The sequence below is a fragment of the Enterobacter cloacae complex sp. XAL002 genome, from assembly GCF_049236805.1.
GTDB lineage: Bacteria > Pseudomonadota > Gammaproteobacteria > Enterobacterales > Enterobacteriaceae > Enterobacter > Enterobacter intestinihominis.
The window spans coordinates 1-12,048 of record NZ_JBMKJN010000011.1 but is presented as its reverse complement, the minus strand read 5'-3'; the positions used below and the strand labels follow the sequence as shown (position 1 = coordinate 12,048).

General features: G+C 59.4%; 10 protein-coding genes. 6 read left to right on the top strand and 4 right to left on the bottom strand.

The window, feature by feature from the left end:
* Window positions 1-2 precede the first annotated feature (2 nt).
* Complete coding sequence (locus tag ACOT0L_RS12380; RefSeq protein ID WP_022648812.1) at window positions 3-983, bottom strand: Bug family tripartite tricarboxylate transporter substrate binding protein; 981 nt, start codon at window positions 981-983, stop codon at window positions 3-5.
* 152 nt (window positions 984-1,135) lie between these two features.
* Here ACOT0L_RS12380 and tctD point away from each other — a divergent pair, with 152 nt between their 5' ends.
* From tctD to ACOT0L_RS12360, 4 genes are all read left to right on the top strand, one after another.
* Window positions 1,136-1,810, top strand: coding sequence for a transcriptional regulator TctD (gene tctD, locus ACOT0L_RS12375; protein ID WP_046619087.1), 675 nt, complete (start codon window positions 1,136-1,138; stop codon window positions 1,808-1,810).
* Window positions 1,797-3,206 carry a sensor histidine kinase gene (locus ACOT0L_RS12370; RefSeq protein ID WP_023306632.1) on the top strand — a complete coding sequence of 470 codons (1,410 nt, stop codon included), beginning with the start codon at window positions 1,797-1,799 and terminating at the stop codon, window positions 3,204-3,206. The genes tctD and ACOT0L_RS12370 overlap by 14 nt, the downstream gene beginning before the upstream one ends.
* Before the next feature lie 129 nt (window positions 3,207-3,335).
* Entirely contained in the window at window positions 3,336-3,875 is a 540-nt protein-coding gene (locus ACOT0L_RS12365; protein WP_022648809.1) for a YfaZ family outer membrane protein, read from the top strand.
* Between the two features lie 94 nt (window positions 3,876-3,969).
* Window positions 3,970-5,169, top strand: a complete 1,200-nt coding sequence (locus tag ACOT0L_RS12360) for a nicotinamide mononucleotide deamidase-related protein YfaY (RefSeq protein ID WP_023300615.1) — start codon at window positions 3,970-3,972, stop codon at window positions 5,167-5,169.
* Between the two features lie 31 nt (window positions 5,170-5,200).
* Here ACOT0L_RS12360 and glpC read toward each other — a convergent pair whose 3' ends face one another.
* The 3 genes from glpC to glpA are packed head-to-tail and all read right to left on the bottom strand — an operon-like array spanning window position 5,201 to window position 9,223.
* Window positions 5,201-6,391, bottom strand: coding sequence for an anaerobic glycerol-3-phosphate dehydrogenase subunit GlpC (gene glpC / locus ACOT0L_RS12355; RefSeq protein WP_126503364.1), 1,191 nt, complete (start codon window positions 6,389-6,391; stop codon window positions 5,201-5,203).
* Complete coding sequence (glpB, locus tag ACOT0L_RS12350; protein ID WP_058646994.1) at window positions 6,388-7,605, bottom strand: glycerol-3-phosphate dehydrogenase subunit GlpB; 1,218 nt, start codon at window positions 7,603-7,605, stop codon at window positions 6,388-6,390. The genes glpC and glpB overlap by 4 nt, the downstream gene beginning before the upstream one ends.
* The gene (gene glpA, locus ACOT0L_RS12345) at window positions 7,595-9,223 is read right to left on the bottom strand and encodes an anaerobic glycerol-3-phosphate dehydrogenase subunit A (RefSeq protein ID WP_126503366.1); all 1,629 of its coding nucleotides are present in this window, start codon (window positions 9,221-9,223) and stop codon (window positions 7,595-7,597) included. Before glpA ends, glpB begins: the two co-directional genes overlap by 11 nt.
* 249 nt (window positions 9,224-9,472) lie before the next feature.
* On the opposite strand from glpA, the gene glpT reads away from it, so the two are divergent.
* Together glpT and glpQ are read left to right on the top strand one after the other, a co-directional pair.
* On the top strand, window positions 9,473-10,825 hold the full coding sequence (gene glpT / locus ACOT0L_RS12340; RefSeq protein ID WP_022648804.1) for a glycerol-3-phosphate transporter: 1,353 nt from the start codon (window positions 9,473-9,475) through the stop codon (window positions 10,823-10,825).
* Between the two features lie 11 nt (window positions 10,826-10,836).
* Window positions 10,837-11,895: a glycerophosphodiester phosphodiesterase gene (glpQ, locus tag ACOT0L_RS12335; RefSeq protein ID WP_063199013.1), complete on the top strand. Its 1,059-nt coding sequence runs from the start codon at window positions 10,837-10,839 to the stop codon at window positions 11,893-11,895.
* Window positions 11,896-12,048 lie beyond the last annotated feature (153 nt).

Here is a 12,048-nt window from a genome sequence, read left to right as displayed (position 1 = left end):
GGTTATTTCGCCAGACCAAAGGCTTTCGCCTGTTCGCGGTAGTCATTCACCTGTTTTTTCACGTACTCGTCCAGCTGCTTGCCGTTCAGGTTGAACTCAAACAGCCCGCGCAGATCGCGCTGTTTTTTGAACTCCTCGGTTTGCTGAAGTTTTGCGAAGGTATCCACCCACCACTGGTACTCGGCGTCGGTCACTTTTGGCCCGACGAAGAAGCCACGGATGATCGGCCAGACCAGGTTATAACCCTGCTCTTTGGCGGTTGGGACGTCTGCCAGCTGGCCCGGCAGACGATTTTCTGAGAAGACCGCCAGCACGCGGATCTTATCCCCGCTCAGGTAGGGCACCATTTCGCTGAGATCGCCCGATACTGCCTGCACGTGATTGCCCATCAGCGCCGTCACCGGCTCACCGCCGCCTTCAAAGGCCACGTAACGCATTTTGTGCGGATCCACTTTGGCCTGCTGCGCCAGCAGCGCGGCTTTCATCCAGTCCTGGCTGCCGATAGAGGCGCCTGCGCCAATCACCACGCTGTTCGGATCTTTTTCCATGGCGGTCAGCAGATCTTTCAGGGATTTCCACGGGGAGTCGGCGCGAACGGCGATCATGCCGTAATCGGTGCCCACGGTGGCGAGCCAGCGCACGTCATTCACGTCATAACGACCAAATTTCCCCTGCGACAGGTTCAGCAGCGAGCCGCCGGAGAAGGCCACCACGGTGCCGGGTTCAGCAGGGCGCTGGGCGACGATGGCGTTATAGGCTACCGCGCCCACGCCGCCGGGCATGTAGGTGACGCGCATCGGTTTCTCAATGGCCTTCGTCTCCAGCAGGCTGACCTGAATCAGCTTACAGGTCAGGTCAAAGCCGCCGCCGGGTTTGGCCGGTGCGATACACTCGGTGCGGGACGGGGTGTCCTGCGCCTGGACGACAGAGGCACTCAACAGCAATGCGCTTGCAGCAAGGGTAGAAAGTAATTGTTTTTTCATCGTTTATCCTCACGCCGGAGAACCGGGAGTACGAGTACGGGTGTCTTTTTTTTGATTATGTGAACCACCTTGTAGCGGTTCCGTTGCGTGATTGTTAAAACAATAACCTTTCATTTCCCTTTCACTGCGACACCAACTTTACAGGATGTGATATGCGTCTCTTACTCGCGGAAGATAATCGTGAGCTGGCTCACTGGCTGGAGAAAGCGCTGGTACAAAGCGGATTTGCCGTGGATTGCGTCAACGATGGACGGGCGGCCGATCACCTTTTGCAGGGGGAAAACTATGCCGTCGCGATCCTTGATATCGGCATGCCCGGCTTCGACGGGCTGGAAGTGGTGCATCGTCTGAGAAAGCGCGGGCAGACGCTGCCGGTGCTATTTCTCACCGCCCGCAGCAACGTGGCAGACAGGGTGAAAGGGCTGAATGCCGGGGCGGATGACTATCTGCCGAAGCCGTTCGAGCTGGAGGAGCTTGATGCCCGCCTGCGTGCGCTGCTGCGCCGCAGCGAAGGGCGAACCCAGGAGCGCCAGCGGCTGGGAGAGCTGGAGTACGATGATGAAGGTTTTTTTCTGCTGCGCGATGAACCCCTTTCCCTCACGCCACGCGAACTCTCTTTGCTGAAGGTGCTGATGCACCGCCGGACCCGTCCCGTCTCCCGGCAACAGCTCTTCGACCAGGTGTTCAGCCTGAACGACGACGTCAGCCCCGAGAGTATCGATCTCTATATTCACCGCCTGCGTAAGAAGCTGACCGGCAGCGGCGTGCGGATCACCACCCTCCGGGGACTGGGCTACGTGCTGGAGTGCGGCGATGAAGTGGGTTAAGCCGCAGTCGCTTTACCTGCAACTTTTGCTCTTTCTGGGTTTGCCGCTGCTGCTGTTATGGGGGCTGTCAGCCTTTAACAGCTACGTTAGCGCGCTACAGGCGGCGACGCAGGCCTATGACCGTACGCTGTTATCCTCGGCGCGCACCGTGTCTGAGCGGCTGGTGGTGCACAAGGGCAAGCTGCTGGTGAACGTGCCCTGGGTCGTGCTCGACAGCTTTGAGCTGAACATGAACGATCGCCTCTACTACAAGGTGGTTGACCCTGACGGGCGGACGATCTCTGGGTATGACGATCTGCCAAATATGCCTCCCTCCACGTCGCGCACCACTCACTATCCGGCGCTGGCGTGGTTTTATCATACCGAGTATCGCGGGCAGGCGATCCGCGTGGCGAAGCTGCTCCAGCCGGTTAACGAAGATAATGTGTTCGGGATGGCGGAAATTTATGTCGCAGAAACGTTGCAGTCGCGGCGCTATCTGGCCACACAGCTGCTGTTTTCCTCACTCGTGTCGCAGGGGCTGCTGGTGCTGCTGACGCTGGTCCTGACCGCCTGGCTGCTGCGCCGCGTGCTGCGCCCAATGCGGCAACTCTCTTCGCTGATGGTGCGCCGTGAGCCCGGGCTGCTGGCCCCGCTGCCGGAGCTGCTGCCCTGGTCGGAAACGCGGCTGCTGATTGTGGCGTTTAACCGTTATATCGACCGGTTGCGCGGCGTACTTTCGCGGCAGGAGCGCTTCAATGCCGATGCCTCACACCAGCTCAAAACGCCGCTGGCGGTGCTAAAAACGCAGGTATCCGTTGCTCTGACGCGTAACGATCCGGCGCTGTGGCAGGAGAGCTTACGGGCAATGAACGTTACGCTGGATAACACCATCGTGCTGACGGAAAGGCTTTTACAGCTTTCGGCGGTGAAGCGGAAAGAGCAGGGGGAGCGACAGTTTGCCCCTGTCGATCTGGTACAGGTGGTGCAAAACTGCTGCTTTTCGCGGCTGGCACAGGCGCGCAGCAAGGGTATCGATCTCGGTTATGACGGCGTACAGCAGCCGGTAATGATTGAGGGGGATGACGTTTTGCTGGGCGAACTCTGCGCTAACCTGCTGGAGAACGCGATCAAATACACGCCGGAGCAGGGCATCGTGACGGTGTACCTGCGCATGGATAACGATGCCGTTGAGCTGAGCGTGGAGGACAGCGGACCGGGTATTGCCGAAGACCAGATCTCCCAGGCCATGCTGCCGTTTCATCGGCTGGATAACGTGGGCGATGCCGCCGGGTCCGGCATTGGCCTGGCGCTGGCCAACGATATTGCCCGCCTGCACCGCAGCCATCTTCAGCTGATGCCCAGTGAAAATCTGGGCGGCCTGTGCGTAAAAATGCGTTTTTTATTGATGATATAAATACCGATATTATCAAATCGTTACAAACTAATTGCCCGATGTCTACTGAGCGCATTGATCCCACAGACAGTCAGGTTAAAATCTCGCGGTTTTTGGACATCTCTGAATATATTGTGCGGGATCACGACAATGAAAAAAGTGGCATTAATGGGCTTAGGCCTGATGTTTGTATCGGCAGCAGCCAACGCTATTTCCTTCAACGGCTCGGCGGGCGAAGATTATACCCACCTGGGCTTTGGTCTTGGCACGGATAGCGCAGGCCTGGCGATGACCGGCGGCTGGACGCATAACGACGACGATGGGGATGCGGCAAGCCTGGGGCTGGGCTTCAACGTACCTTTGGGTCCTTTCCTGGCGACAGTCGGCGGTAAAGGGATTTACACCAACCCGAACGACGGTGACGAAGGTTACGCGGCGGCAGTGGGCGGCGGTTTGCAATGGAAAATCGGCGACAGCTTTGGCCTGTTCGGTGAGTACTACTACTCTCCGGATTCCCTCTCCAGCGGTATCGATAGCTATGAGGAAGCCAACGTGGGTGGACGCTGGACCATCATCCGTCCTGTCACCATCGAAGCGGGTTATCGTTATCTGAACCTGGCGGGTAAAGACGGCCACCGCGACAACGCGCTGGCAGATGGTCCCTACATCGGTGTGAGCGCAGGTTTCTAATCCTTTCGGCGCGGCGTTCAGTCGCGCCAGTTTCTCTCTTCCCCCGGTCTTCGATTGCGCTATAGTGTTTTGACCATTGAAATGGGAGAACACAATGATAAACGTGGAAATGTTATCCACTGGCGACGAAGTGCTGCATGGGCAAATCATTGATACCAATGCCGCCTGGCTCGCCGATCTCTTCTTTGAGCAAGGATTACCGTTAACGCGCCGCAACACCGTGGGTGACAATCTTGAGTCGCTGGTCAACGTTCTGCGCGAGCGCAGCGAACGCTGCGACGTGCTGATTGTGAACGGCGGGCTTGGGCCCACCAGCGACGATCTCAGCGCGCTGGCCGCCGCCACGGCCAGAGGTGAAGGCCTGGTCCTGCACGAGGCGTGGCTGGCACAGATGGAGCGATTTTTCTCCGAGCGTGGCCGCGTGATGGCCCCCAGCAACCGCAAGCAGGCTGAAATTCCCGCCAGCGCGGAACTGATTGATAACCCGGTCGGCACCGCCTGCGGGTTTGCCGTTCAGCTGAACCGCTGCCTGATGTTCTTCACCCCGGGCGTGCCGTCGGAATTTAAAGTGATGGTCGAGCAGCAGATCCTGCCGCGCCTGCGCGCGCGCTTCACACTGCCTGAACCGCCGCTGTGCCTGCGTCTGACCACCTTTGGCCGCTCGGAAAGCGATCTGGCTCAGAGCCTCGATCACCTGCAACTGCCTCCCGGCGTGTCGATGGGCTATCGCTCCTCCATGCCGATTATTGAACTGAAGCTGACCGGACCGGCGTCAGAGAAAGCCGCTATGCTGGCGCTGTGGCCGGAAGTGCAGCGCGTCGCCGGGGAAAGCCTGATTTTCGAAGGAACGGAAGGGCTGCCGGCGCAGATCGCAGCGCATTTGCAGTCCCGCCAGCTGAGCGTGACGTTAAGCGAGCAGTTTACCGGTGGGCTTCTGGCGCTTCAGCTTACCCGGGCGGGTGCGCCGCTGCTGGCCAGTGAAGTGGTGCCGTTCCAGCAGGAGACGCTGGCGCAGACGGCGCGCTGGGCATCCGAGCGCAGAGTGAAGCATTTCGCCGGACTGGCGCTGTTTGTGGGCGGGCTGGATGAGGAGCATCTCAACTTTGCCCTGGCAACGCCGGAAGGGACCCACGCCCTGCGGGTGAAGATGAGTATTACCCGCCACAGCCTGGCCGTGCGTCAGGAGGTGTGCGCGATGATGGCGCTGAACATGCTGCGCCGCTGGCTGAACGGGAAAGAGGTCGCCAGCGAGCACGGCTGGATCAACGTCGTGGAATCGCTGTTCGTAGAGTGAGGATGTGCCGGGGCAGTGTCCCCGGCAACGGTTACGCCAGCGCTTTTGCCAGCAAGGTAATGGGATGTTCACAGCGTTTGCTGGTGGACATCTCGATCTGCCACTTGCAGGTTTCACAATCCGTCACCACGATATCTGCGCCGCTCTCTTCAATCTGCCGGAACAGCGGCGCGCCAATGGCCTGTGACGTTGGGTAGTTTTCACGCTTGAATCCGTAGGTGCCAGCGATGCCGCAGCAGCGTGAGTCCAGCACCGTCAGCTCCAGCCCCGGGATCAGCCGCAGCAGCTCCAGCGTATAGATCGACCAGCCCATCTTCTCCATATGACATGGCGTGTGATACACCACCTTCAGCGGCAATTTGCCCAGCGGTAACGTCTGCCCACTGTCAAGTTTGCGCCAGAGAAAACGGGTCGCCAGCTCAATGTGCTCGCGCAGGCCGGTGTTATCCACATCCAGCAGATGCGGATATTCATCGCGCAGCGTGAAGGTACAGGTTGACGACGTCGCCAGTACCGGTATCCCTTTGTCGACGATCGCCTCACGTAAAGAGGTGACGTTGCTTTTTGCCTGCCTGCGCGCTTTGTCGGTAAAACCGTTGGCAATCAGCGGAACGCCGCAGCACTTCTCTTTGCTCAGCAGCTGAACGCCCGTCCCCATGGTGTTCAGCACTTTCAGCAGGTCTTTTCCCAGCTGCGGATGGTTGTAGTTCACGTAGCAGCCGTGGAAGAAGGCAACCTGCTCAGCGAACTGCGCCTGTTCTGCCGCCACGGATTTATACCAGCGGCGGAAGGTGCCGTGAGAATATTTCGGCAGACTGCGGTGATGGTCGATTTTGAGCGTCGCATCCAGAAGCCTGCGCACCGGCTTCAGGGCGGTGGCGGCATTGACGACCGGCGCGAAAGGCGTCGAGAGGCTGCCCATCAGATCGGTGTGGCTCAGTATCGTGTCGCGCAGCGTCGGTTTTTGCGTACTGTAGCGGGCGCGGGCGCGCTGGATGATATCGCCTATTTTCACGTCCGACGGGCAGGCAACTTCGCAGCGTTTGCAGTTTATGCAGTATTTCAGCGCCTCGTCGTAGAGCGCGCCGTCCTTCAGGCGCAGACGCTCCCCGTCGGGGCCGGCCTGTTTCGGGCCGGGATAGCGCGGATCGACGCCGCTGACCGGGCAAACCGTGGTGCAGACCGTGCATTTGATACAGCTTTCAAATCGGGTGTCGTTCATTGTGCTCCCTCCCTGCGCTGGATAATCTGCTCCGCGACATGCAGCGCGGTGACGGCGCAGACGCCGCCACCGCAGCCCTGTGCCACGGGATCGTACCCGCCCAGAACCGAGCCGATGGCGTAAAGATTTTCAACCGGTTCCCCGCCCAGCTGCGGGCGCAGCTGGGTATCGACGATCACGCCGAACTGCTGCCAGGGCTGCGGGGTGAAGAAATCGCTTTGATACCAGTCCGCGCGGGAAGCGCTTTGCCGGACATCCAGCCCGAGAATTGCCTCACGCACGCCATCCCGGCTGCTCAGCAGACCGTTACTGAAGAAGCTGCCGCTTGCCAGCACCGTATAGCGTGCACGAAGCGGGATGTCGCCGTGGTTGCGGGTCCAGATTTCGCTTACCGCGCCCTCTGCCAGGGTGATTTTTTTCACCTCGTCGCCTGCCATCCAGACGCCACCCTGGGCGACAAACTGACGTTGAAGCTGGGTATGCAGACGAATGCCGGGCACGGAAGGGGGGAGCGTCGGCAGTAAACCGAGCGTACAGGGCAGGCGCGCCGAGAGCCAGCGCCAGAGCCGGTTGTCCGTTAAGCCAAAACAGGCGGGCATAAACAGGGCGTCGCAGCTCTCGCCGAGCGGCTGAAGCGCCGCGTACAGCTGCGGCCAGTAGCGTTCATTATCCAGCAGGCGGGCAATGTTCACCGCACGAAACTCGCTGGGGTTTTCGCGCAGCACGTCGAGCTCGGGGAGATCAATCTCCGCCGTATCCACCTGAATCCCTTGCTGTCTGAGAGACGCGGCGGCAAGATGCGGCTGGAAATCAAGGAAACCGCTGATCCCCACCACCCGCACGCGCCCGGCAGCGATGGGGGCGACAGGCACCTCTTCCGGGCTAAGCCAGGCGGCGCGCAGAGTGCCGAGCGGCGTGACGCGCTGATGATTTTGCTCGGCGTCACCCTGCATGCGTGCGCCGCAGGCGGTCAGCAGGTGTTCGGTTTCGCAGGCAAAGCGGGCCATATTCTCTGCGCCCGTCAGGCGGTAGGGATGTTCAGGCGGCAGATCGGCGAACGATAGCGCGCCCAGTAAATCCAGCGAGCCGGAAGAGAAGTGCAGGGCACTTTGACCGCGAGTGACAATGGCGCAGCGCAGACCCCGCTGCGTCAGTTTGAGACCGCAAAGCAGGCCCGCCAGCCCTCCACCCACAATCACGGTATCAAATTTCATGGTTGTGCTCCTTCTCCAGACCGCAAAGTCCCTGATAGACCCAGCGGGTAAACTCACTTTCGCGCAGGGCATCGCCCCAGGCGACGGGCTGAATGCCTTTCCAGCGCTCATTTAAAAAATCGCTGAGCTGGGCGAGCGACTGGGTTGAGGTGGTGGCATGAAAACGTTGCAGCAGCCCGGCGGCACGGCAGGCGCACAGCTCCCCCTGACAGGTGCCCATCCCGACTCGCGTGCGGCGGCGTAAATCAAGCAGGTTGTTCACCGTCAGGTTTTCCACGGCATATTGCACCTCGCCTGCGGTCACGGCTTCGCATTCGCACACCAGGCTGCGGCTGAGTCGCCCTTCACCAAGCCAGGTCGGGGTGCGGTCGCCGTGGCGGTAAATCGCCGAACCGCGAAGCGGGGCAGGAAGTGAAATGATTTTGTGCAGCGTTTTTTCTGTCGATTGCTGCGAGCCGGGCAGGGCCCGCTCCGCCGTCACGCACGGCGCGGTGTTACCGAGCTTACGGCAGACGGCATCGGTGGCCCACTCCGCCATCAGCCGGTAGGTCATCAGCTTGCCGCCGGTAATGGTGATAAACCCGTCCATGCCGTCACGTTCGGCGTGATCGAGCAGCACGATGCCGCGGCTGACGTTACGCCCGCTCGGATCGTTGTCGCTGGCGACGAGGGGACGCACGCCCGCGTAGGCACGCAGAATACGCGTCTGCGCCATCACCGGGGCCAGCTTTTCCCCTTCGCGCAGCAGAATATCCACCTCTTCGGCGGTAACGCGGTTGTAATCAATTTCGCTGTAGTCCACATGCATTGAGGTCGTGCCGATCAACGAAATGGTGTCCCCCGGCACGAGGATGTCGGCGTCAGACGGTTTACGGCAGCGGTTGATGACATGGTTATTGATGCGATGGTCGAGGATCAGCAGCGAGCCTTTGGCCGGGAACATGCGGACGGATAAATCGGCGTATTCCGCGATGCGCTGGCCCCAGATCCCCGCCGCGTTGACCACGACGGTGGCATACAGCTCGCGGTGTTCATTGTACTGCGTATCACACACGCGCACCCCGCGTACGGTATTACCTTCACGAATAAGCCCGGTGACGTGATGCCCGGTCAGGATCTGTGCACCGTGTTCCCGCGCGTCGAGCATATTGGCGGCGGTCAGGCGGAAAGGATCAATGGTTCCGTCAGGCACTTTTACCGCGCCCAGTAACGCCGGGTTTACCGAGGGTTCCAGACGGCGCGCCTGCGCAGGATCGAGCGCCTCGGCCTGAATGCCTGCCGCCGTGCAGGCGGTAATAAAGGTTTGCTGAAAGCCGAGGTCATCCTCGGGAAGGGTGATAAAAAGGCCGTTGGTCGGTTCAACGCAGTGGCGGGCGATGCGCCTGAGGATCTGGTTTTCAGCAATACACTCGCGCGCGGACTCAGCGTCAGTGACCGCATAGCGGGCGCCGCTGTGCAACAGACCGTGGTTACGCCCCGTTGCGCCGGTGGCGATGTCGTGGCGCTCCAGAAGCGTGACGCTCAATCCCCGCAAGGCGCAGTCGCGTGCGATGCCGGCACCCGTCGCGCCACCGCCAATGATAATCACATCGCTGAAGCGTGGACCGTGAATTGTCATTGCCTTTCCTCTATGTTCGTTTTTTAGCATTTAGCCACATTGATCGTGTGGTTTGTTTGATTTCGAACATAAACGCGCGAAATTCGAAAGTGAAACGTGATTTCATGCGCTTTTTTGCGCATTCTGTCATATTTCTGTAACAATCTGTGCGTTGATTCACAGTAACATTCACCGTGATTTCTTAACATCGCCGCCTCTGTAGCCGGGCGCGAGATGCCCGGTCATTTTTGAAAGGCCACGGAGGCTGTTATGCTCAGTATCTTTAAACCTGCGCCACACCGGGCGCGACTGCCAGAGGCAGAGATTGATCCTCTCTACCGCCGTCTGCGTTGGCAAATCTTCCTCGGGATCTTCTTCGGGTATGCGGCGTACTATCTGGTACGTAAAAACTTTGCGCTCGCCATGCCGTACCTGGTGGAACAAGGCTTCTCCCGCGGCGATCTGGGCTTTGCGCTGTCAGGGATCTCCATCGCGTACGGTTTTTCGAAGTTCATTATGGGGTCGGTGTCGGATCGCTCGAATCCGCGCGTGTTCCTGCCCGCCGGTCTGATCCTCGCGGCAGCGGTGATGCTGTTCATGGGCTTTGTGCCATGGGCGACCTCCAGCATTGCCGTCATGTTCGTACTGCTGTTCCTCTGCGGCTGGTTCCAGGGGATGGGGTGGCCGCCATGCGGACGTACCATGGTGCACTGGTGGTCACAGAAAGAGCGCGGTGGGATTGTATCGGTCTGGAACTGCGCGCATAACGTCGGGGGCGGGCTTCCGCCGCTGCTGTTCCTGCTGGGGATGGCCTGGTTCAACGACTGGCACGCGGCGCTCTATATGCCTGCCTTTGGCGCCATTCTGGTGGCGATTATCGCCTTCGCCCTGATGCGCGACACGCCGCAGTCCTGCGGCCTGCCGCCGATTGAAGAGTACAAAAACGACTACCCGGATGATTACAGCGAGAAGCACGAAGAAGAGCTGACCGCGAAACAGATCTTCATGAAGTATGTGCTGCCAAACAAGCTGCTGTGGTACATCGCGGTGGCGAACGTGTTTGTCTACCTGCTGCGCTACGGCATCCTCGACTGGTCCCCGACTTACCTGAAAGAGGTGAAGCACTTCGCGCTGGATAAATCCTCCTGGGCCTATTTCCTGTATGAATACGCGGGCATTCCCGGCACGCTGATCTGCGGCTGGATGTCGGACAAAGTGTTTAAGGGCAACCGTGGGGCGACAGGCGTGTTCTTTATGACGCTGGTGACCATCGCGACGGTCGTTTACTGGCTTAACCCGCCGGGTAATCCGGGTGTGGATATGGCCTGTATGATCGTAATCGGCTTCCTGATTTATGGTCCGGTTATGCTGATCGGCCTGCACGCGCTGGAGCTGGCGCCGAAGAAAGCGGCAGGCACGGCGGCAGGCTTTACCGGTCTGTTTGGCTACCTCGGCGGTTCAGTGGCGGCAAGTGCCATCGTCGGTTACACCGTCGATTTCTTCGGCTGGGACGGTGGCTTTATGGTGATGATTGGCGGCAGCGTGCTGGCGGTTCTGCTGTTGATCGTCGTGATGATTGGTGAAAAACGTCACCATGCCGAGGTGCTGGCGCGTCGTCAGTAAGGAGCATTGCGATGAAATTAACTCAGTTAGCGACAGGCCTGCTGCTGGCGGGCCTGATGACAGGCTCCGCGCTGGCGGCGGATAAAATCGTGATCGCCCACCGTGGCGCCAGCGGTTATCTGCCGGAGCATACGCTGCCGGCAAAAGCGATGGCCTATGCCCAAGGCGCAGATTATCTGGAGCAGGATCTGGTGATGACGAAGGACGACCAGCTAGTCGTTCTGCATGACCACTATCTTGACCGCGTGACGGACGTGGCGGAGCGTTTCCCGAACCGCGCCCGTAAAGATGGCCGCTACTACGCCATCGACTTCACGCTGGCGGAGATCCGCTCGCTGAAGTTTACCGAGGGCTTCGAGATTGAGAACGGTAAGAAGGTGCAGGTCTATCCGGGGCGTTTCCCGATGGGCAAGTCTGACTTCCGTATTCACACCTTCGAAGAGGAGATCGAGTTTGTTCAGGGGCTGAACCACTCGACGGGCAAAAATATCGGTATCTACCCGGAAATCAAAGCGCCGTGGTTCCACCATCAGGAAGGAAAAGACATTGCCGCGAAGACGCTGGAGGTACTGAAAAAGTACGGCTACACCAGCAAGCAGGATAAGGTTTTCCTGCAATGTTTCGATGCCGCGGAACTGAAGCGCATCAAAACTGAGCTGGAGCCGAAGATGGGGATGGATCTCAATCTGGTGCAGCTGATTGCCTATACCGACTGGAATGAAACTCAGGAAAAACAGCCGGACGGGAAGTGGGTGAACTACAGCTACGACTGGATGTTTAAGCCGGGCGCGATGAAGCAGATTGCGCAGTACGCCGACGGCATCGGGCCGGATTACCACATGCTGGTGGCGGAAGGCTCAACGCCGGGCCACGTGAAGCTGACGGCGATGGTGAAAGAGGCGCATGCGAGCAAGATGCAGGTGCATCCGTATACCGTGCGTGCAGACCAGCTGCCGGAGTATGCGACGGACGTGAATCAGCTTTACGACGTGCTGTATAACCAGGCGGATGTGGACGGATTGTTTACGGATTTCCCGGATAAAGCGGTCGAATTCATTCACCGGAAGTAGGTTTTGTAGGTCGGGTAAGGCGAAGCCGCCACCCGACAATCAGGCTCTGCGGCCTGATGCCCTCACCCTAACCCTCTCCCACCGGGAGAGGGATCCCAGTAATTTTTTTATGCAGAAGCAATAAAGTTGCTTTCTAAATGACTGAGGGCTGTC